We start from the raw sequence: 21,446 nt of genomic DNA on the forward strand, positions 1-21,446 counted from the left end.
GACTATCACTTATTTAAGTGATATTGGTTGTCTGGAGATTCAGGGGGCCAGTCTATTTACATCATCCCGAAGCTTGGAAATGCAGTCGAGCAACTCCTGTAGAGAAATGGTGCTATTGTCCATAAACAATCCTCTCTATTGTATTTAACTATTCCTTGCCTGATTCAACAGGCCGGGACAGATAAACATATCCAGGGTTCAGAAACCGATAAATCCTGATAAATATCCATGAACGCAAAAATCAGATACGGCCTGTCGGCTGCCGTTCTGGCACTGATTGCCGTCGGTGCGCCTGCGCCTGATATTCTCGACCAGTTTCTGGATGAAAAAGAAGGTAACCACACAACGGCATACCGCGATGGTTCCGGTATATGGACCATCTGTCGTGGTGCCACAATGGTGGATGGTAAGCCCGTCATACCGGGAATGAGGCTGTCGAAGGAAAAATGCGACCAGGTTAACGCTATTGAACGTGATAAGGCGCTGGCATGGGTGGAGCGCAATATTAAAGTACCACTGACCGAACCACAGAAAGCGGGTATAGCGTCATTTTGTCCCTATAACATTGGCCCCGGTAAGTGTTTCCCGTCGACGTTTTATAAGCGGCTGAATGCCGGTGATCGTAAGGGTGCATGCGAGGCGATTCGCTGGTGGATAAAAGATGGTGGGCGCGATTGCCGCATACGTTCAAATAACTGCTATGGACAGGTTATTCGTCGTGACCAGGAAAGCGCATTAGCCTGTTGGGGGATAGATCAGTGAGCAGAGTCGCCGCGATTATTTATGCTCTGGTTATCTGCATCATCGTCTGCCTGTCATGGGCTGTTAATCATTACCGTGATAACGCCACCGCCTACAAAGAGCAGCGCGACAAAAATGCCAGAGAACTGAAGCTGGCGAACGCGGCAATTACTGACATGCAGATGCGTCAGCGTGATGTTGCTGCGCTCGATGCAAAATACACGAAGGAGTTAGCTGATGCGAAAGCTGAAAATGATGCTCTGCGTGATGATGTTGCCGCTGGTCGTCGTCGGTTGCACATCAAAGCAGTCTGTCAGTCAGTGCGTGAAGCCACCACCGCCTCCGGCGTGGATAATGCAGCCTCCCCCCGACTGGCAGACACCGCTGAACGGGATTATTTCACCCTCCGGGAACGACTGGTAATGATGCAGGCCCAACTTGAAGGTGCTCAGCAATACATAACCGAACAGTGTTTAAAGTAAAATCTTAACTACAATATGATTCATTTTGATGATTGTTTCATAAGGAACAGTGAAGTAAGATCTAAGAGGAGTTAAATTTTATACAGTATAATCATAATATTGCAGCAAGGTGGTTATAATTGAAAGAATATTTAGATATGAATACATCTCATGTAAGAGTTGTTACTCATATGTGTGGGTTCCTGGTTTGGCTCTATAGTCTTTCAATGTTGCCACCAATGGTTGTAGCATTGTTTTATAAAGAAAAAAGCCTATTCGTTTTCTTTATAACTTTCGTTATATTTTTTTGCATTGGTGGCGGAGCGTGGTATACAACTAAGAAATCTGGCATTCAATTACGTACCCGTGATGGGTTTATTATAATTGTAATGTTTTGGATTTTGTTTTCTGTTATTAGTGCATTCCCTTTATGGATTGACTCAGAACTTAATTTAACGTTCATTGATGCTCTGTTTGAAGGGGTTTCTGGAATAACAACAACAGGAGCAACTGTAATTGATGATGTTAGTTCATTACCTCGGGCATATTTGTACTATCGGTCACAGTTAAATTTTATAGGTGGTTTAGGAGTTATTGTTCTGGCGGTTGCTGTATTGCCATTATTGGGTATTGGTGGTGCAAAGCTTTATCAGTCAGAAATGCCGGGGCCATTTAAGGATGACAAACTCACTCCCCGCCTGGCCGATACGTCACGGACACTGTGGATAACTTATTCTTTATTAGGTATTGCTTGTATTGTCTGTTATAGACTTGCAGGAATGCCTTTGTTTGATGCTATTTGTCACGGGATTTCCACAGTTTCGCTTGGTGGTTTCTCAACTCATAGCGAGAGTATCGGATATTTTAATAACTATTTGGTTGAGCTGGTGGCTGGTTCTTTTTCCCTGCTATCGGCTTTCAACTTCACTCTTTGGTATATTGTTATTAGCAGGAAAACGATAAAACCTTTAATCAGAGATATTGAACTTCGTTTCTTTCTGTTAATAGCCTTAGGGGTGATCATTGTTACCTCTTTCCAGGTCTGGCATATAGGTATGTATGACTTGCATGGAAGTTTTATTCATTCGTTTTTTCTTGCCAGCTCCATGCTCACTGATAATGGTTTAGCTACGCAGGATTATGCAAGCTGGCCCACGCACACGATAGTGTTTTTGCTGTTGTCAAGTTTCTTTGGGGGATGTATAGGTTCAACTTGTGGTGGAATTAAGTCACTTCGATTTCTTATACTTTTCAAACAAAGCAAACACGAGATAAATCAGCTTTCTCATCCCAGAGCGTTGTTGAGTGTAAATGTAGGAGGGAAGATAGTTACAGATCGTGTAATGAGGTCTGTATGGAGTTTCTTTTTTCTTTATACTCTCTTCACGGTGTTTTTTATACTGGTGTTAAATGGTATGGGATATGATTTTCTTACATCATTTGCAACAGTGGCTGCATGTATTAATAATATGGGATTAGGTTTTGGGGCTACTGCATCGTCATTCGGAGTGCTTAATGACATTGCAAAATATTTAATGTGCATAGCTATGATTCTTGGTCGCCTTGAAATTTATCCTGTTATTATATTGTTTTCAGGTTTTTTTTGGCGCTCCTAATATATGGCTGATTTATAATTGTGAGTTTAATATTATGTTGACTCACTCATTGATCCAATACCTAACTTTACCAGCAACACCTCCGCCCCCAGTAGCACTGGCTGCTGGGGTGCGTTTTATTCATAAAGCAAGGATGTATGAGCGAGAAATTAAAGATAGTCTATCGCCCATTACAAGAATTGTCACCGTATGCGCACAACGCCAGGACGCACAGCCCTGAGCAGGTGGCACAACTGGTAGAAAGTATTAAGCAATTCGGCTGGACTAATCCGGTGCTGATTGACGAAAAGGGCGAAATTATTGCGGGTCACGGTCGTGTTATGGCGGCTGAAATGCTCAAAATGGATTCTGTTCCGGTCATTGTTCTGTCTGGCCTGACGGATGAGCAGAAAAAGGCGTACCGCCTGGCAGATAATCGCCTGCCGATGAATGCTGGCTGGGATGAAGATCTGTTGCGGATGGAGCTGTCGGACCTAATCAATGCTGATTTTGATGTCTCCCTGACAGGCTTCATCCCGACAGAAATTGATGAACTGTTGACGGATGTTTTGCCCGGTACAGGAAATGAGGAGGAGCCGTATACGACGAAAATTGATACGCCTGTTTATGAGCCGTCGGGCGGTAAACCGGATATCAGTGAACTGTACGACGATACGAAAACGCAGGAGCTGATCAGCCGGATACGTTTGGCTTCCCTTGAGCCTGATATTGAGAAATTCCTCCTGTGTGCGGCAGAACGTCACACGGTGTTTAATTTCAGCAGAATTGCGGACTATTACGCTCACGCCCCCGCTGAAATTCAGTGTTTTTTCGAGGAGTCGGCGCTGGTGATCATTGATTATCAGCAGGCTATTGAAAATGGATTTGTCCGGATGACGCAGCGCATGGTGGAGATCATGCATGGTGGTGAGGAGGAGGAATATGCGTGATGATTTTTGCGCCTTTATTCTGACTCACGGGCGACCGGACAAAGTTCTGACTTACCGGACGTTGCGTCGTGCTGGCTATACCGGGAAAATTTTTATCGTTGTTGATGATGAAGATAAGACACGGCATCAGTACATGGCTGAATTTGGTGAACAGGTGCTGGTGTTTTCCAAAGCCGATATCGCCAGTCGTTTTGACGAAGCCGATAATTTCTGTGACCGCCGCTCAATTTTTTACGCCCGTAATGCCTGTTTCGACCTGGCAAAACTGGTCGGGTGTAAATACTTCATTCAGCTCGATGATGATTATCACGAGTTCCAGTTTCGGGTGGATCGCAACTATGACCAGGCCTATTTTCCGATAAGGAAACTGGATGCGATCCTTTCTGAAATGCTGGCGTACTACGAATCAATACCTGCTCTTTCCATCGCTATGTCGCAGGGCGGGGATTTTCTTGGTGACAATGGCGGCCATGCTTCGTGGGTGAAACGCAAGGCAATGAACAGCTTTATCTGTTCGGTTGATCGACCGTTCTCATTCATGGGGCGCATTAACGAGGATGTGAATACGTACACGAATCTCGGTCGCTGTGGTGAATTGTTTATGACGATCGGTGCTGTCCAGTTAGGGCAGAAACAGACGCAGAAAAACAGCGGCGGAATGACCGAGCTGTATCTGGATTCCGGAACCTACGTTAAAAGTTTTTACTCCGTCATGTATGCGCCGTCGTGCGTAAAAATTTCACTGATGGGTGCCAGCCATAAACGCATTCACCATCAGGTCACCTGGAACAACGCTGCAGTAAAAATCCTTCACGAAAAATACAGGAAGAAGACACCCTGCATATCAATGGGGGTGACAAATGATTCCGTATTCGAAAGTCGAGTCTCTGGCAGCGTGCCGGATGACTGCACAACAAATCGCTGACGTTCTGGATGTTGATCTGAACCGACTGAAAGAAAATCGGGAAGCAATGACAGATTTTTATGCGGCCATCCGTAAGGGCAGAGCGAAAGGTGAAGCCGAGTTACGAGCGGCATTGTTTAAGCTTGCCAGAAAAGGGGATGCCTTTGCTCTGCGCGAACTACTCAGGGTGGATAAAAATCAGGACTAACTGATGAGCAGACCGGACTGGGGGGCGTTGCAGCAGGAGTATATTGCTGAATACACCCGCTCCGGTATATCTCCGGTGGCATGGTGTGAAGCAAGGGGACTGAATTACGCAACAGCCCGTCGTTACATCAAAAAAACTCCGAAAAATGCGCAGACAGAAATGCGCAAAACTGCGCAAAAAAGTGCGCAGAAAAAATCTACGCAGACTGCACAAAAGCGGAACGAAAAATCTCAGGAAAAAAAGCCAGTATTCGATGCGGGCCTGAATGAGGGCGACGCGGAGGAATTTTCGTTCTGTCCCGATGAATTCGGCATTTCTGACCAGCAGGCTAAGTTTGCGATGCTTGTTGCTCAGGGTAAAAAGCCGACAGAGGCGTACCGACTAGCCGGTTATGAGGGGCAAGGTGCGACAGCTAACAGCAACGCCAGTCGTATGCTTAGAAATGCCAGGGTTTTTCGCGCTATCAGCTACTTCCGCAATCAGTACCAGAAACGCTATACCGCAGACCTGGATTTACTAGTGAGTCAGTTGATGGCCATTGTCCTGGCCGACCCCAATCAGCTTGCACAATTTCGCCGTGTTAACTGCCGTTATTGCTGGGGCGAGAATCATCTCTACCAGTGGCGCGATATAGCAGAATTCGACAAGGCAGCGGCGCAGGCTTCCAGAGATGGCAAACCCGAACCGGAATATGGAGGCCTCGGCTTTGTTGATAACGCCATACCCAATCCGGACTGCCCGAAGTGCTGCGGTGAGGGAACGGGACAGCTTTATATGGCTGATACCACTCTGCTTGATGGGGATGCGCGGCAATTATATGCAGGGGCAAAATTCGGCGTTGAGATCCTGCTGGAGGATAAGGCTGCCGCCCGGCGTGAATTGTTGCGTTTGCTTTCTGCTGGCGGGGCTTTATGTGCAGATAAGCGGCTACAGGAACTGGAAATTGAACGGCGCAGAATGGAAAACCAGAAGCTGCGCAAAGAGATCGAAACGGTGGAAGATAATGAACATCCCCAGCCTGTGGCGATCAATATTAATGTGGTTGATGCCAGAGTAAGGAGTGATGAAGATGATCTCTCCGACACTTAATGTGCCTCAGGCGCGATTTCTTTCAATGCCCCATAAATTTAAAGCCTATATTGCTGGTTTTGGCTCGGGCAAAACATGGGTTGGGTGTGGCGGCATATGCAAGGGGATTTGGGAGCATCCAGGTATAAATCAGGGATATTTTGCGCCAACGTATCCCCAAATTCGCGATATTTTTTACCCTACAGTGGAAGAAGTTGCTGCTGACTGGGGATTGAACGTAAAAATTAATGAGGGAAATAAAGAGGTTCACTTTTATTACGGACGCCAGTATCGGGGAACCACTATCTGCAGATCGATGGAGAAGCCACAAACGATCGTCGGTTTCAAAATTGGTAATGCGTTGGTGGATGAACTGGACATTTTGCCGAAGGAAAAAGCCAGAACGGCGTGGCGCAAGATAATTGCGCGTATGCGTTATAAGATTGATGGACTTCGCAACGGTATTGACGTTACAACCACGCCGGAAGGATTCAAATTTGTCTACGAGCAGTTTGTTAAAGCCGTGCGTGAAAAAACAGAGCTGGCCTCACTGTATGGTCTGGTGCAGGCATCTACTTTCGATAATGAAAAGAACCTGCCAGCAGATTACATTCCTTCGCTTCTTGAATCATACCCTCCAGAGCTGATTAAAGCCTATCTGCGAGGACAGTTTACTAACCTGACAAGTGGTACTGTTTACCATCAGTTTGACCGGAAACTGAATAATTGCGAAGAAGTGGAGCAGCCAGGGGAGCCGATTTATATTGGGATGGATTTTAACGTTGGAAAGATGGCGGGAATCGTCCATGTGCTGCGTTTGGGGCTTCCATGTGCGGTAACTGAAATCATCAATGCCTACGATACGCCGGATATGATCCGCATCATTAAAGAACGCTTCTGGCCGTATGACGGGCATGATTACCGGAAAGTGAGGGAGATTTATATTTATCCAGATGCTTCCGGAGATTCCAGAAAATCAAGTAACGCAAGTACGACGGATATAGCCCAGCTTAAGCAGGCAGGTTTTAACGTTGTGGTGAACAGCTCGAACCCGCCAGTAAAAGATCGCGTTAACTCAATGAATGCAATGTTCTGCAATGCCAATGGTGAGCGTCGCTATAAAGTTAATGTGAAGCGTTGTCCGGTATATGCCGAATCTCTGGAGCAACAGGTCTGGGATGATAAGGGGGAGCCTGATAAAAAATCTGGCAATGATCACCCGAATGATGCCGGAGGTTATTTCATCGTTAAGCAATTCCCTATTGTCAAACCGACCGGAAGAGTCACATCACTTCGGATTTAATTATGGCTGATATATCAACACCCAACCTCGACTATAACGATATGCTGGAGGCGTGGGATATTAACGACGCATTGATGGGCGGTACGCTTGAAATGCGCAGGCAGGGGGAAAATTATCTCCCCAAATGGCCTAATGAAGATGAAGACGCTTATAAAAAACGCCTGTCTGTGGCTACGCTACTTCCTGTGTATGAAGAAAGCATCAAACAAAATATTGGGCGAATATTTGCAGAGCCGACAGTATTGAGTGAGGAAACGCCGGAAAAAATCAGGGAATATGCAGAAAATATCGACATGGAGGGGAGCCGACTGGATGTGTGGGCGCAGCAATTTTTCAGTCTCGCATTTCAGTATGGTGTGGCACATGCGCTGGTGGACTATCCACGAACGGATATGAACGAGATTCGGACAAAAGCCGATGAAAACGCGGCCGGTGGTCGCCCGTACGTTACGATGCTGAATCCACGCCAGGTTATTGGATGGAAATCGAAAGTTGAAAAAGGGAAAGTTGTTCTCACTGATTTGCGTATAAAAGAGGTCATCATTATTGATGGTGATGATTTCGGGCAGAAGAAGGTGGAGCAGATCCGCCATATTATGCCCCGTCGAGTAGAAATTTATCGACGCAGCGAAGGTACTAATGGCGAATCTGTCTGGATGCTTCATGAGTCATGGAATACCAGCCGTGATGATATTCCTCTGGTAACACTGTATACGAAGAAAACAGGGTTTATGCGTGGTACACCGCCATTGCTTAATCTTGGCTTGCTGAATATCAAGCACTGGCAAAGCCAGAGCGAGCAGGACAATATTCTTCATGTTGCCCGCGTTCCATTGCTGGTGGCCTACGGGCTGGACAGGAATGAAGAACTGACGGTTGGTGCATCCACCGCTACGATTTTTGAGGACAGAACAAAAAATGGCCTCGAATATGTTGAACATAGTGGCGCAGCGATAGAATCTGGCGAAACATCACTTGAGAAGCTGGAAAATCAGATGCGTCATGCCGGCGCTAAACTTCTGCGGGCTGAAAATACATCCACCAAATCTGTTGATCAGACTAATGAAGAGCGGATGCAGGAACACTCGCCGCTTTATACAATGGCGAACTCCCTCGAAGATGCCCTCGATAATATTCTCCAGATAATGGCGGAATGGAGCGGAGAGAGTTGCGGTGGCAATGTGGATGTGCGCACTGAACTGGATGTATCTGCCCAGGTGTTTGACTCATCCTCCGCGCTGGCTGTTCAGTCATTGCGTCAGGGCGGTGATATACGTCAGATTGATGCGGTTCGGGTGTTGCAGGCGTTGAAATTTATCGATCAGGATTCCCGTCCAGAGGAAGTGATCGATGAATTAAAAAATCAGAGTGTAATGCTGATGGAAATCAATGATGCAAACCGTGAATGAACGGCTGCGTGATGAATCAATTGCTCATGCAGTCTGGATATCCCGCTATAGCACTGGTGTGGCTGCCAGAATGGTGAAAATACTGAATGACAGCGATGCGGAGCTTACAGCTCGCCTGCTGGTAGCACTGGACAGCCTCGATCCTGGTAGTTTTACCGTTACGCGCCTGGAGTCACTTCTGGCGAGTGTCAGAGAGGTTAACCGCGCTGCTATTAACAGCATGTTTACCAGTCTCTCCGGAGAGCTGAACGAGCTGGCAATTTATGAGGCTGGTTATCAGTTAAGTCTGTTTGATTCTCTGCTACCTGATTTTGTTGCTGATGTTCACCCTCTGGTTGGTATATCTTCTGATGCACTTTACGCCGCTGCAATGGCGCGACCATTCCAGGGACGACTGCTCAGTGAGTGGGCCTTGGATCTTGAGGCGGATCGGCTCAGACGCATAACAAATACGGTGCGTCAGGGTTTTTTGCTGGGGGATACCAATGAGCAGATCGCAAGAAAAATTCGGGGACATGTCAGCAAGGGATTTCAGGATGGTGCATTGCAGATGAGCCGGGCTAATGCGGCCAGCATTGCAAAAACAGCGGTTGGACATCTTGCTGCTACTGCCCGTGAGAGTTTTGCCAGCGCGAATAATGATTTGATTAAGGGTAAGCAATGGTTATCAACGCTTGATAATCGTACTACGCCACAATGTCGAATCAGGGATCGCCTCAAATATACGCTGGATAATAAACCTGTAGGTCACAGTGTGCCTTATTTGCATGGGCCGGGAAAAATTCATTTCTGCTGCCGCTCAACGGAAACGTTCATTCTGAAATCAGCGAAGGAACTGGGTATTGATGTTCGTGATATTTCCCCGGCTGAGCGGGCCAGCATGGATGGCGTGGTGGCCGGAGATACAACCTACAGGGAATGGTTTTTGCGTCAGCCTTACACCAGACAAAAACAGATTGTGGGGGAAACCCGGGCAAAGCTGATTCGGGATGGCGGTATGTCGCCAGATGAATTTTACACCGATAAAGGCGAATGGCTGACGCTGAAGCAACTCCGTGAGCGTGATGCACAGGTATTCAGAAAAGCAGGGATTTAAATAAATCATTTATTACAACAGGCTACCTTCGGGTGGCCTTTTTTATTGCTGCGATCCGGATGGTGAGCAGCGTAACTGTCGGAAGACTTAAACCAGGTACTAATATGAAACTGAAAACGGTCGAGATTAACGGAAAACAATACGCAGAAATTGATACTGCTGGCCTGCCAGTTTATGTGCACGACGATGGTAAAGAAATCGGCTTCGATGCACCGCTGGCGATAAAAAAAATTACAGAGCTTAATGGCGAGGCAAAAAATCATCGCCTGGCTAAAGAAGCTGCAGAGGAAAAACTGGCTAAGTTTGCCGCTATCGAAGACCCGAAGAAGGCGATCGAGGCACTGGAAATGCTGTCAAAAATCGACCAGAAAAAGCTGATCGATGCGGGACAGGTTGACCAGGTTAAGGCAGAAATTACGAAAAATTTTCAGCAGCAATTAGATGAAGAAAAGCAACGCTCTCAGATGCTGGAGACGCAGCTTTACGATTCTATGATTGGCGGTAGTTTTGCGGGTTCAAAATATATTGCCGATAAAATTGCGATCCCGGCAGATTTATTACAAGCCCGCTTCGGGCAGGCATTCAAAGTGGAAGAAGGGAAGATCGTTGCTTATGACGCTTCCGGCAACAAAATTTATTCCCGCGCGAAGCCTGGCGAACTGGCGCAGTTTGATGAGGCGCTGGAGTTCCTCGTCGAAAATTACCCTCAGAAAGACTACATCCTGAAAGCCAGTGGCAACAATGGCGGCGGCTCCCGTCCGACACAGCATGATATTGGTCAGAAAACGATGAAACGCTCTGCTTTTGATGCACTGGATGTTGCAGGTAAGCAAAACGCATTGAAAGACGGTATCACAATTGTTGATTAACACATTTGTCAGCTTCCGGATGGGAGCTGGTGTCAGGGCTGGATAGCTCATTACTCCATCTATTCACAATTACGCAAATTTTTAAGGAATATTTAATTATGGCTGGAAATACCCTGACCGGGTTGATCCCGACTATTTATACCGCCCTGGATATTGTATCCCGTGAGCAGGTAGGTTTTATCCCTGCGGTAGCAAAAAACGCAAAAGCTGACGCCGCAGCAAAAGATCAGACGGTAACCGCGCCAGTTGCGCCTGAGGCGAAAACCGAAGATATCGTACCGGGGCCGTCAGCTCCGAATACCGGTGATCAAAATATTGGCACTGTTGATGTGAAAATTACTAAATCCAAAATGGCACCGGTTAAATGGAATGGTGAAGAACAACTGGCTCTTGGCCCTTCAGGGACTTACAACACCATTCTGGCTGATCAGTTTAAGCAGGCTTTTCGCGCCCTTGCAAACGAGGTTGAGGCTGATCTTGGTGCGTTGTATTTCGGTGCTTCCCGCGCCGTGGGAACCGCAGGGACAACGCCGTTTGGTGTTAAAGATGATCTTTCTGATGCTGCTCTGGCTCGTCAGGTTCTGGAGGATAACGGCGCACCGACAACCGATCTGCAGATGGTGCTTGGCTCCAGTGCCATTGCTAATTTGCGCGGAAAACAGTCTGTACTGTTTAAAGTGAATGAATCCGGCACTGAACAGCTACTGCGTGAGGGCGTGTTGGGGCGTCTGGAGGGATTCAATATTCACAGTTCGGCAGGTGTAAAACGAGCGCCAAAGGTTGCTGCAACTGGTTATCTCGTGAATGGCGAGAAAAAAGAAGGCGATGTTCTTATTTCCATTGATACTGGTTCGGGGAGTATTTCTGCAGGTCAGATTGTTACGTTCGCTGGCGATCCGAATCAGTATGTTGTGGCAGCAGCGACCAGCAATCTGATTACTCTTGCAGCGCCCGGACTGCGTCAGGATCTGGCCGATGATACTGCAATCACAGTTGTTGGCTCCTTTACTGCAAATATGGCGTTTGATCGCAACGCGTTTCTGCTGGCATCCCGTACTCCGGCAATGCCGGAAGGTGGCGATAATGCTGATGATGTAATGAATGTTACGGACCCGATTTCAGGGATTACGTTCCAGATTGCACTGTATCGTCAGTATCGCCAGGTGCGCTATGAAGTTGGACTGGCATGGGGTGTTTCATCAGTGAAGCCGGCACATGGTTGTCTGATTCTTGGTTAAACATTCAAACGGGGCTTCGGCCCCATTTTTAATGGAGGGCATATGGCCGGATTAACTAAAGAGCAAAGAGCACAGCGTGAAGCCGCACAAAAAACGCAAATTGAGTTAGTGGTTATGGTGACCGATTATCAGATGTTTCCCGGCGCACCAACTATCGCTAATGTTCATCCTGATGAAGTTGACAACTGGAAGGCTATGGGCTGGAAAACTCAGGAGTAACACATGATCACTTACGTGACCTGTGATGACGTTGATAATGCGTTTGGGAACGCCTGGACGAGTGAGAACGCTAAAAATAAAGCTGTTTTAATGGCTAATGCCTGGCTTAATGGCTTCAACCTGAAAATTAACCCATCCCGTATTCCGGAAGAGGTAAAACTTGCGGGAGCATATGCAGCCAGAATTGCCTCATTCGGTAAGTTGTTTCAGCAGAAAAATGATTCTGGCGTTGTTATCAGTAAAGCCGTGTCGGCTGACGGGGTCAGTGTATCGAAATCATTTGCTCAGTTGCCATCAAACAGCACTGTATTGCTTGAACCCGATTTACAGCTTGCGATAGCACTGCTGAAACCGTACGGACTTAGTCGCTCACAAGTCAGGGTTGTGAGGGGGGGATAATGGGGCTTCGTGAAGAGATTCAGTCAGAGGTTGCCGCTGCTTTTGATGAGGATTTAGCGGACGCCGTGAGTGATTTTTCTGGTTCTTACGTTACGCACCGGCACTGGGATCCTGTGACGGAAACTGGCGGCGAATCCACCGCAATCTATACCGGGCGAGGCGTGTTGACACGTTATAAGCTGGGCAGAATTGATGGGATTAATATTTTGCATGGTGACCTTAAATTAACCGCTCTGGTATGCGAGGTTACGGATAAACCCGCTGTCGACCATATTATTGAGATTTATGATCCTGTATTAAGGCAGTTACAACGATACGAGGTAATTACAGCGAGTGTAGATCCTTCCGCATCAGTTTACTCTATCCAGTTAAGGAGAGCGTAAATGGCAAAGGCATGGGATATAGAACCGTCAATATTTGCCGGGATGATTGAGGAAGATGTGGGGCTGAAAATTCGCTACATCGCTATGCAGATTCTTACTGCTATTGATATTGCTGCTCCGGTTGATACCGGACGTTTCAGAAATAACAACCTGGTGTCGTTACAGCATCCCGATTTTGGTATATCTGATAACGTGGATCCGAACGGTACGATTGCGGTTCAGCGTGGGATCGGGGTTATTTCGAAGGCTGCAAATTACGGAGTTATTTATATCCAGAATAACCTTCCTTATGCAGAGGCTCTTGAAAACGGTCATTCACAACAAGCGCCAACTGGCGTGTATGCCAACGCTTTTCATGGTGTTTTACAGGCTTACAAATGACATTTACTGAAATCAGAAATACGGTTATTTCCAGAATGACGGCACAGACGATTATTGATGGAAAAGACGTATTGTATCCGAACGCGCCAACGTTCGATCCTTCCGGTAAGTTAATCTGGGCGCGGTTAAGTAATATTCCCGGGCAGGCTGGAGTTAATGAAATTGGCGCGGGGCCGATTGTTTATCGCACGGGGATAATCATTATTCAGTTATTTGTCCCCGCAGGTTCTGGTTCAAAACTCATTACTGAGACAGCCGATAAATTGCGGGAACTGTTTGAGTTTCAGGATGACGATCGTCTCAGTTACCAGGCTGTTTCCTCAATAGCCGTTGGCGAAAAGAATGGCTGGTTCCAGCTTAATCTTCAAATTCCATATCGCGCGCTCTAGCGCAATTAATGACATAGGAGGCTCCTGTGAGTTCAGGTGCAAAGGTTATCTCGGCATTTATCCGGGAGACGGTTGCAGGCACTACGCCAGCAAGTGGTGACTGGAGTTTATTAAAACGCACAAGCTGGGGAGTAAAACCCACCCAGAATAAAGGCGAAAATAATGAGATTGGTGGCTCCCGGATGGCTCAGGGGGCGACGCCTGGCACTGTGGATGTCGGCGGTGATGTTGGTACCAAATTTCGCTGGGGTCAACATGATGATTTTCTTGCATCCTGTTTCGGCGCGGAATGGTCAGGCGATTCTCTGACAATGGGGAATGAGCGAATAACATTTTCTCTGGCGACCTATGCGTCCGATGTCGGAATTGCCTCTGTCGTCAGAGGAGCGCAGGTTGGCTCATGGAAAATGCAGATCCCTAACGACGGCGATATTACAGCGACCGTAACCTTTGCCGGACTGGACTGGGAATCAAAGGCCGATGATACGAATTTTATCAAAGGCGAACCTGTGGATAGTGCAGGAAAGCTACGTTATTCGTTTAAGGAGGTTTCAGCAGTAAGCCTGAATGGTGTTGCCGGAGGTAACGGTTTTTGTATCGACAGTTTTGATATTCAGTTCGATAACAAACTCCAGTCACAGCGTTGTATCGGGACTGGCTCGCCTTATGCAGGAGCAAATATTCCGACTACTTTTACACCGTCCGGTACGGTGACGCTTTCATGGTCTAAAGCCGCGTGGGAAATCTGGAGTAAAACACTGACTGGAGAAACAGTTCCGTTCAGCTTCACGCTTTCGAATGGAGAGGGGGCATACACTTTCAGTTTCCCGAAGGTTCAGGTGTCAGGTGAATGGCCTGATGGGGGTAATAGCGACATTATCCAGGTTCAATTGAGCATTACCGCAGCAGATGAAGCACCTACGATAACCAGAAAAAAAATTCCCCGGCTGCCGTGATCGCAAAAGCCAGTGCTGAGGCGATTAGTTGATTTTCCGTTATTCCTCCTGTGGTACTGCCCTACAGGGGGACGCATTGAATGAGGTTATGGATGTTTATTCTTAATCAGAAAATTATCATTGGTGGAGAACGCTGGTTTACGCCAATGAAGGACTTAAAACCTGTAGACGGGTTAAAACTGTTGGTGGCAAGCAGCGATAACGATCAGTATCGCTCCCGTAATGCATTAATCCGTCGCCACATTGAGAAAATGGATGCCAGTTTGCACGTCGGAACGAAGGAGTTTGATATTTCAAAGGTTTCCGAGGTGGATTCTGTTGATGATTTACTCATTGATAATGCCGCTCGTTATCTGCTGAAAGACTGGAAAGGGGTTGGTGAACTGGTTAATGGTGTTGAGGTTGCACTGGAATATACGGCAGAACGAGGGATCGCGCTGCTTAAGCAGAATCCAGAGTTGTACTGGCAGATCCTTGCAGAAGCAGCCAGCATCGCCCAGGGTAAAGAGCAGCAGAAGCAGGATACGATAAAAAAGCCATAGCTGCCCAGCGGTGGTTATCGGAGTTCGGGGGAGAAAGGGGGGAAAAGGCAAGATGGAAGCGAGAAAAACTCAGGTTGCCACCGATACCGGAACCAGAAATAGACCCGGTGCTTAAGGAGTTGTTGTACGCCTATTCGGTAATATCCCGTGCCCGACGTTATGCTGGAATGGCTGGGGTGCCTTTGCCTTTATCTCTGACAGAGATAAATGAATATTTAGCCACTCATCCGGTATTGATTGAGCGCGATGAATTTGAAGCAGTGATCTTTGCACTGGATGACCAGTATTTTCAGGAGCAGTGTGTGTAGTTGTTAATTACGTACACTCTGTTACAGAGATGTGATGGTGTCTTTAATTAAATCGATGATGCTCCTGGAGAAAAGCATTGCGTGGCCTCGTAATCGCTATATCTACTATTATGTCGCCTGAAACCCACTTCGGTGGTTTTTTTGTTGTCAGGAGTTTTAATAAATGGCAGAGCAAACCTCGCGTCTCGCAATAATTATTGATAGCACTGGAGCGAAAAATAATGCTGACAATCTGACCTCCTCATTAGTCAAAATGACGCAGGCTGGGGAAACTGCTGCAAATAGCGCAGGGAAAGTGACTAAGGCAACAGAAGATGAGAAGAACGCGCTCGCAAAATTAAAAGCAGCTATTGATCCAGTTGGTGCCGCAATTGATACTGTCGGTCGACGCTATTCTGAATTAAAGAAATTTTTCGATAAAGGGCTTATTGATAAAGAAGAATATGAATTTCTTGTCCGTAAACTTAATGAAACCACAGAGGAATTGAGCGGGGTTGCGCAAGCGCAGAGAGAAGCCGAGAAGGCCGGAAAACTTGCTGCCGCCCAGCAGGAAGCGCAGGCTCAGGCCTTTCAAAGAATGCTGGACAAGATCGACCCTCTGGCTGCGGCGCTAAGAAATCTTGAACAACAGCAGGATGAACTTAATGCTGCGTTTGCATCCGGGAAAATAAATGGTTCTCAGTTTGAGAATTATAGCCGAAAAATACAGGAAACACGGCGAGAGCTTACCGGAGAGGCTCAGGCAGAGCGAGAAGCAGCAAAAGCGCATGATGAACAGGTTGCTGCTTTGCAACGTCTGATTGCTCAACTTGACCCTGTCGGAACTGCTTTTAATCGTCTGGTAGAACAACAGAAACAGCTCAATGAAGCAAAAGCTAAGGGGATGCTCTCTCCTGAAATGTATGAGGAACTTTCTGGAAAACTTCGTGCTATGCGGAGTGAGCTTGAGGTTACTCAATCTCAATTAAGCAAAACCGGAATGTCGGCAAAACAAACGGCTTTTGCTATGCGCATGTTGCCTGCACAAATGACGGATATTGTTGTTGGGTTGTCCACTGGTCAGTCGCCTTTTATGGTGTTAATGCAGCAGGGCGGCCAGCTAAAAGATATGTTCGGTGGGATTGGCCCGGCGATCAAAGGTGTTGGTTCTTATGTGCTGGGATTAATTAATCCTTTTACCCTGGCCGCAGCAGCCGTTGGCGTCTTAGGGCTGGCTTACTATAAAGGCTCTCAGGAGCAGGACGAATTTAATAAATCTCTTATTCTTACCGGAAATCAGTTGGGGACAACCAGCGGGCAATTGGCCGATATAGTTCAACGTGCCGGGAATGCGGCTGATTCGACAACTGGCGCTGCGGCGGCAGTATTAAACCAGCTTGTGCGTTCGGGAAAGGTAGCGAGCAGTTCGCTGGAGCAAGTGACGACAGCGATAGTAAAAACGAGCGAAGTAACAGGAATATCAACCGAACAACTGGTTAATGACTTCAATGAAATTGCAAAGGATCCTGTCAGTGCCATATCAAAACTTAATGATCAGTACCATTTTCTGACAATTGCGACTTATAACCATATTAAGGCGCTACAGGATGAAGGGAACCAGCAGGAGGCCGCCCGCATTGCGACAGAAGCATACTCATCCTCAATGATCCAGCGCACCAACCAGATTAAAGAAAATCTTGGTTATCTTGAGACTGCATGGAAAGCTGTCGCAGACTCCGCAAAATGGGCATGGGATTCCATGCTGGATATTGGCCGTGAGGCCTCCCTTGATCAAAAAATCTCAGATGTTCTCCGTCAAATTGATGAAATAGAAAAAAATACCCGACCCGGAGTTTTCGGGTTAGGTGGCATTGGAGATGGCGGAGCTCAAAATAAAAGGCTGGCACGATTAAAGCAGCAATTGGGCGTACTTCAAGCAGAAAAAATTGCTCAGGACGTACTAAATTCATCAATAAACGATTACAACAAGCGACAACAGGAAGGAATTGAACTCAGACAGAGAGCAGATGCCTTTTCAAAACAATATCAGACCTGGGAGCAGCAGAGAGCTAGTGAACTTGCAAAACTGGAAAAACTAAAGAGTCAGTATTCAAAGGAAGAATATAATAATCTTATCGCTCAAATAAATGAGCGTTATAAAGATCCAAAGCAACCAAAGGCGAAAGGTTATTCGGATGATGCTGCCCAACGAATGATTGATCATCTGAATCAACAGAATGCGTTACTAAGTTCACAAACTGAATTAACCGTTAAATTAAGTTCCTCTGAACAGGAACTGGTTAAGTGGCGTCAGCAGATTGCCGACCTGGAGTCACGACCGTCATCGAAATTAACCAAGGATCAGAAATCGCTTCTCTTACACCGGGAAGAAATAACCGCGTTGATGGAGAAAAATGTTGCGATTGAAAAAAATAACAGGCTAATCAAGGAATCCGCCGAAATAGCTGCATGGCGTGATTCATTGCAGGCTTCGATTGATAATCGTCAACAGGGGTATGATATTCAGATTGCTGGTTATGGGGTTGGCGATAAAAATCAGCAGCGCCAGCAGGAATTACTGCGGATTGAACGTGAATATAACAATCAGCGTCTGCAACTTGAACGTGACTATGCAGATAAATCCCGTGGGATGTCAAATCATGTTTTTCAGGAGAAAATGCAGGCTCTGAATGATGCTCTGGAACGAGAAAAAGAAATTGTCAGACAGAAAAACGAGCAGCTCGATATTCAGGTAGGAGACTGGGTTAGTGGTGCCTCCCAGGGATTCAATAACTGGCTGGATGACACTAAGGATATCAGTGAGCAGATAAAATCAACCACGACTCAGATGTTTGATGGAATGACCGATGCGCTGGGTGATTTTGTCACGACAGGCAAGGCAAATTTTCGTTCTTTCGCTACTTCCGTGATTTCGGATCTTAGTCGAATAGCATTAAAGGCTTCAATTACTGGGATTTTCGACAGCATTAGTAACAGTTCTTCGGGGGGGATTTTAGGAACTATCGGGAGTGCTATTAGTAAATTTATTCCGAATGCAAAGGGCGGTGTTTATGAGTCTCCGTCATTGAACACGTATTCGAACGGTATTTATGATTCCCCGCAATTTTTTGCTTTTGCAAAAGGGGCTGGTGTTTTTGGTGAGGCTGGTCCGGAAGCCATTATGCCATTAACACGAACATCCGATGGTTCTCTTGGTGTCAGAGCTATTAATAGTAAAAGTGGTAATGGAGGCGGAGATATTACCTATGCCCCTGTATACCAAATCACTATTCAAAATGACGGCCAGAATGGAGAGATTGGCCCTCAGGCAATAAAAGCACTTATGGGGATGGTTGATCAGCGGGTGCAGGGCAATCTGTTAAATATGCGACGTGATGGGGGAATGTTAAGTGGCTAATACGGAAGAATTTCACTGGTTACCAGAGGATGGAATGAAAACAGAAAATAAACCATCGATAAAAACTGTAAGATTTGGCGATGGTTATGAGCAACGAAGTCCAAATGGACTTAATCATTCTCTGCGCGTTTTCACCTGTGATTTCAAAGTTGAGGCGAATGAACGTGATTCATTTGAAAAATTTTTAGCCCGGCATGAAGGCTATAAATCTTTTTTTTGGCGCCCGCCTGGTATTAACAGAAAAATCAGAGTGGTGTGTCGAACGTGGTCAGCGACAGAACATATCACCTATACCGATTTTTCGTGTCAGTTTGACGAATTGGTGATCTGATGCAGGACATACAACAGGAAACGCTGAATGAATGCATTCGTGCGGAGCAGTCGGCCAGCGTGGTGCTCTGGGAAATCGACCTGACCGAGGTAGGCGGGGATCGCTACTTTTTCTGCAATGAGCAGAACGAGAAAGGAGAGTCTGTCACCTGGCAGAGTCGGCAGTATCAGGCCTATCCCATTCAGGGGAGTGGATTTGAGATGAACGGCAAAGGTGCCAGTGCAAGGCCAACGCTGAAAGTCTCTAATCTGCACGGCATGGTCACCGGGATGGCGGAAGACCTGCAGAGTCTGGTCGGCGGAACGGTGGTCAGGCGTAAGGTTTACGCCCGTTTTCTGGATGCGGTGAACTTCGTCAACGGAAACAGTGACGCCGATCCGGAGCAGGAGGTGATCAGCCGCTGGCGTATTGAGCAGTGCAGCGAACTGAGCGCGGTCAGTGCCTCCTTTGTACTGTCCACGCCGACGGAAACGGACGGCGCTGTTTTTCCGGGGCGCATCATGCTTGCTAATACCTGCACCTGGACCTATCGCGGTGATGAGTGCGGTTATCACGGTCCGGCGGTCGCGGATGAATATGACCAGCCGACATCCGAAATCACGAAGGATAAATGCAGCAAATGCCTGAGTGGCTGTAAGTTCCGCAATAATGTCGGCAACTTTGGCGGCTTCCTTTCCATTAACAAACTTTCGCAGTAAATCCCATGACAGAGACAGAATCAGCGATTCTGGCGCACGCCCGGCGATGTGCGCCAGCGGAGTCGTGCGGCTTCGTGGTGAGAACGTCGGAAGGGGAAAGATATTTTCCCTGCGTGAATATCTCCGGTGAGCCGGAGGATTATTTCCGGATGTCGCCGGAGGACTGGCTGCGGGCAGAGATGCAGGGTGAGATTGTGGCGCTGGTCCACAGCCACCCCGGTGGCCTGCCCTGGCTGAGTGAGGCTGACCGGCGGCTGCAGGTGCAGAGTGATTTGCCATGGTGGCTGGTCTGCCGGGGGGCGATTCATAAATTCCGCTGTGTGCCGCATCTTACCGGGCGGCGCTTTGAGCACGGGGTGACGGATTGTTACACGCTGTTCCGGGACGCTTACCATCTGGCGGGGATTGAGATGCCGGATTTTCATCGTGAGGATGACTGGTGGCGTAACGGCCAGAATCTCTATCTGGATAATCTGGAGGCCACAGGGCTGTATCAGGTGCCGTTGTCATCAGCACAACCGGGCGATGTGCTGCTGTGCTGTTTTGGTTCATCGGTGCCGAATCATGCCGCCATTTACTGTGGTGACGGCGAGCTGCTGCACCATATTCCTGAACAACTGAGTAAACGAGAGAGGTATACCGACAAATGGCAGCGACGCACACACTCCCTCTGGCGTCACCGGGCATGGCGCGAATCTGCCTTTACGGGGATTTACAACGATTTGGCCGCCGCATCGACCTGCGTGTGAAAACGGGGGCCGAAGCAGTCCGGGCGCTGACCACACAGCTTCCGGCGTTTCGTCAGAAACTGAGCGACGGCTGGTATCAGGTACGCATTGCCGGGCGTGATGCAGGTGAAACTGAATTATCAGCCCGTCTTAATGAACCGCTGGCAAATGGTGCCGTGATCCACATTGTGCCGCGTCTGGCGGGAGCCAAAAGTGGCGGTCTTTTTCAGGCTGTGCTGGGGGCGGCGCTGATTGCGGTGGCATGGTGGAACCCTGCAGGTTGGTTGGGGGCTGCCGCAATTACAGGAATGTATGGTGCGGGGGCCAGTATGGTGCTCGGTGGTGTGGCGCAGATGCTGGCACCGAAAGCCAGAACTCCCCGTACACAGACAACGGATAACGGCAAACAGAACACCTATTTCTCCTCACTGGATAACATGGTTGCCCAGGGCAATGTTCTGCCGGTTCTGTACGGTGAAATGCGCGTGGGGTCACGGGTGATTTCGCAGGAGATCAGCACGGCAGATGAAGGAGATGGTGGTCAGGTTGTGGTGATTGGTCGTTGATGCAGAATGTTTTGTGTGAAACCGCCTCAGGGCGGTTTTGTCGTTTCTGGAGCGTGAGGAATGGGTAAAGGCAGCAGTAAGGGGCATACCCCGCGCGAAGCGAAGGACAACCTGAAATCATCCCAGATGCTGAGCGTGATAGACGCCATCAGTGAAGGGCCGATTGAAGGTCCGGTGGACGGATTAAAAAGTGTGCTGCTGAACAGTACGCCGGTGCTGGACAGTGAGGGGAATACCAATATCTCCGGTGTCACGGTGGTGTTCCGGGCAGGTGAGCAGGAGCAGACACCGCCGGAGGGATTTGAAT

Annotated in this window: 24 protein-coding genes and 1 pseudogene; all 25 read left to right on the plus strand. The window is 47.7% G+C overall.

The annotated features are described in order from the left end of the window. The first annotated feature begins 228 nt into the window (after window positions 1–228). On the plus strand, window positions 229–762 hold the full coding sequence (locus BEG40_RS20920; RefSeq protein WP_000992105.1) for a lysozyme: 534 nt from the start codon (window positions 229–231) through the stop codon (window positions 760–762). After that, complete coding sequence (locus BEG40_RS22415; RefSeq protein WP_000091919.1) at window positions 759–1,223, plus strand: lysis protein; 465 nt, start codon at window positions 759–761, stop codon at window positions 1,221–1,223. The genes BEG40_RS20920 and BEG40_RS22415 overlap by 4 nt, the downstream gene beginning before the upstream one ends. 137 nt (window positions 1,224–1,360) lie before the next feature. Further along, window positions 1,361–2,818, plus strand: coding sequence for a Trk system potassium transporter TrkG (gene trkG / locus BEG40_RS20935; RefSeq protein WP_024165216.1), 1,458 nt, complete (start codon window positions 1,361–1,363; stop codon window positions 2,816–2,818). A gap of 137 nt (window positions 2,819–2,955) precedes the next feature. After that, a complete protein-coding gene (locus BEG40_RS20945; protein WP_001291091.1) occupies window positions 2,956–3,747 on the plus strand; it encodes a ParB/Srx family N-terminal domain-containing protein in 792 nt (263 codons plus the stop codon). Next, window positions 3,740–4,672 carry a GREB1-related protein gene (locus BEG40_RS20950; RefSeq protein ID WP_001204028.1) on the plus strand — a complete coding sequence of 311 codons (933 nt, stop codon included), beginning with the start codon at window positions 3,740–3,742 and terminating at the stop codon, window positions 4,670–4,672. Before BEG40_RS20945 ends, BEG40_RS20950 begins: the two co-directional genes overlap by 8 nt. Next, complete coding sequence (locus BEG40_RS20955) at window positions 4,650–4,859, plus strand: hypothetical protein (RefSeq protein WP_000126788.1); 210 nt, start codon at window positions 4,650–4,652, stop codon at window positions 4,857–4,859. Before BEG40_RS20950 ends, BEG40_RS20955 begins: the two co-directional genes overlap by 23 nt. Window positions 4,860–4,862: 3 nt before the next feature. Beyond that, window positions 4,863–5,948, plus strand: a complete 1,086-nt coding sequence (locus BEG40_RS20960) for a terminase small subunit (protein ID WP_105286054.1) — start codon at window positions 4,863–4,865, stop codon at window positions 5,946–5,948. Beyond that, window positions 5,929–7,230 (plus strand): terminase large subunit domain-containing protein, encoded by a 1,302-nt coding sequence (locus tag BEG40_RS20965; protein ID WP_000625350.1) that lies wholly within the window; start codon window positions 5,929–5,931, stop codon window positions 7,228–7,230. The genes BEG40_RS20960 and BEG40_RS20965 overlap by 20 nt, the downstream gene beginning before the upstream one ends. Before the next feature lie 2 nt (window positions 7,231–7,232). Beyond that, window positions 7,233–8,639, plus strand: a complete 1,407-nt coding sequence (locus BEG40_RS20970) for a DUF4055 domain-containing protein (RefSeq protein WP_000763709.1) — start codon at window positions 7,233–7,235, stop codon at window positions 8,637–8,639. Then, entirely contained in the window at window positions 8,623–9,735 is a 1,113-nt protein-coding gene (locus BEG40_RS20975) for a phage minor head protein (RefSeq protein ID WP_001317036.1), read from the plus strand. The genes BEG40_RS20970 and BEG40_RS20975 overlap by 17 nt, the downstream gene beginning before the upstream one ends. Before the next feature lie 104 nt (window positions 9,736–9,839). Next, window positions 9,840–10,604: a DUF6651 domain-containing protein gene (locus BEG40_RS20980; RefSeq protein ID WP_000770037.1), complete on the plus strand. Its 765-nt coding sequence runs from the start codon at window positions 9,840–9,842 to the stop codon at window positions 10,602–10,604. Between the two features lie 98 nt (window positions 10,605–10,702). Further along, a complete protein-coding gene (locus BEG40_RS20985) occupies window positions 10,703–11,842 on the plus strand; it encodes a major capsid protein (RefSeq protein WP_016242649.1) in 1,140 nt (379 codons plus the stop codon). Window positions 11,843–11,884: 42 nt separating this feature from the next. Then, entirely contained in the window at window positions 11,885–12,061 is a 177-nt protein-coding gene (locus tag BEG40_RS21960; RefSeq protein WP_000908084.1) for a hypothetical protein, read from the plus strand. A 3-nt stretch (window positions 12,062–12,064) separates the two neighbouring features. Continuing rightward, window positions 12,065–12,460, plus strand: coding sequence for a hypothetical protein (locus BEG40_RS20990; protein ID WP_042028772.1), 396 nt, complete (start codon window positions 12,065–12,067; stop codon window positions 12,458–12,460). Further along, window positions 12,460–12,843 carry a hypothetical protein gene (locus BEG40_RS20995; protein WP_000524259.1) on the plus strand — a complete coding sequence of 128 codons (384 nt, stop codon included), beginning with the start codon at window positions 12,460–12,462 and terminating at the stop codon, window positions 12,841–12,843. The genes BEG40_RS20990 and BEG40_RS20995 overlap by 1 nt, the downstream gene beginning before the upstream one ends. Further along, on the plus strand, window positions 12,844–13,224 hold the full coding sequence (locus tag BEG40_RS21000) for a hypothetical protein (protein WP_001029819.1): 381 nt from the start codon (window positions 12,844–12,846) through the stop codon (window positions 13,222–13,224). It begins immediately after the preceding gene. Beyond that, the gene (locus BEG40_RS21005) at window positions 13,221–13,613 is read left to right on the plus strand and encodes a phage tail terminator-like protein (protein ID WP_000144678.1); all 393 of its coding nucleotides are present in this window, start codon (window positions 13,221–13,223) and stop codon (window positions 13,611–13,613) included. The genes BEG40_RS21000 and BEG40_RS21005 overlap by 4 nt, the downstream gene beginning before the upstream one ends. A gap of 26 nt (window positions 13,614–13,639) precedes the next feature. Continuing rightward, window positions 13,640–14,601, plus strand: a pseudogene (locus BEG40_RS21010) (phage tail tube protein). A 150-nt stretch (window positions 14,602–14,751) separates the two neighbouring features. Continuing rightward, on the plus strand, window positions 14,752–15,111 hold the full coding sequence (locus tag BEG40_RS21015) for a phage-derived protein YdaY family protein (RefSeq protein WP_012565075.1): 360 nt from the start codon (window positions 14,752–14,754) through the stop codon (window positions 15,109–15,111). A 471-nt stretch (window positions 15,112–15,582) separates the two neighbouring features. Beyond that, window positions 15,583–18,816: a phage tail tape measure protein gene (locus tag BEG40_RS21025; RefSeq protein WP_042028766.1), complete on the plus strand. Its 3,234-nt coding sequence runs from the start codon at window positions 15,583–15,585 to the stop codon at window positions 18,814–18,816. Beyond that, window positions 18,809–19,147 carry a phage tail protein gene (locus BEG40_RS21030; RefSeq protein ID WP_105286055.1) on the plus strand — a complete coding sequence of 113 codons (339 nt, stop codon included), beginning with the start codon at window positions 18,809–18,811 and terminating at the stop codon, window positions 19,145–19,147. The genes BEG40_RS21025 and BEG40_RS21030 overlap by 8 nt, the downstream gene beginning before the upstream one ends. Further along, window positions 19,147–19,845 (plus strand): phage minor tail protein L, encoded by a 699-nt coding sequence (locus BEG40_RS21035; protein ID WP_001152425.1) that lies wholly within the window; start codon window positions 19,147–19,149, stop codon window positions 19,843–19,845. Before BEG40_RS21030 ends, BEG40_RS21035 begins: the two co-directional genes overlap by 1 nt. Before the next feature lie 5 nt (window positions 19,846–19,850). Beyond that, window positions 19,851–20,594 carry a C40 family peptidase gene (locus tag BEG40_RS21040; RefSeq protein WP_072837587.1) on the plus strand — a complete coding sequence of 248 codons (744 nt, stop codon included), beginning with the start codon at window positions 19,851–19,853 and terminating at the stop codon, window positions 20,592–20,594. After that, window positions 20,591–21,139, plus strand: a complete 549-nt coding sequence (locus tag BEG40_RS21045; RefSeq protein ID WP_001578257.1) for a tail assembly protein — start codon at window positions 20,591–20,593, stop codon at window positions 21,137–21,139. The genes BEG40_RS21040 and BEG40_RS21045 overlap by 4 nt, the downstream gene beginning before the upstream one ends. A 60-nt stretch (window positions 21,140–21,199) precedes the next feature. Further along, window positions 21,200–21,446, plus strand: a 247-nt coding sequence (locus tag BEG40_RS21050) for a hypothetical protein (RefSeq protein ID WP_105286056.1), incomplete at its 3' end; no start/stop codon positions are given.

The organism is Escherichia sp. MOD1-EC5495 (assembly GCF_002965965.1).
In the GTDB taxonomy this organism is placed as follows: domain Bacteria; phylum Pseudomonadota; class Gammaproteobacteria; order Enterobacterales; family Enterobacteriaceae; genus Escherichia; species Escherichia ruysiae.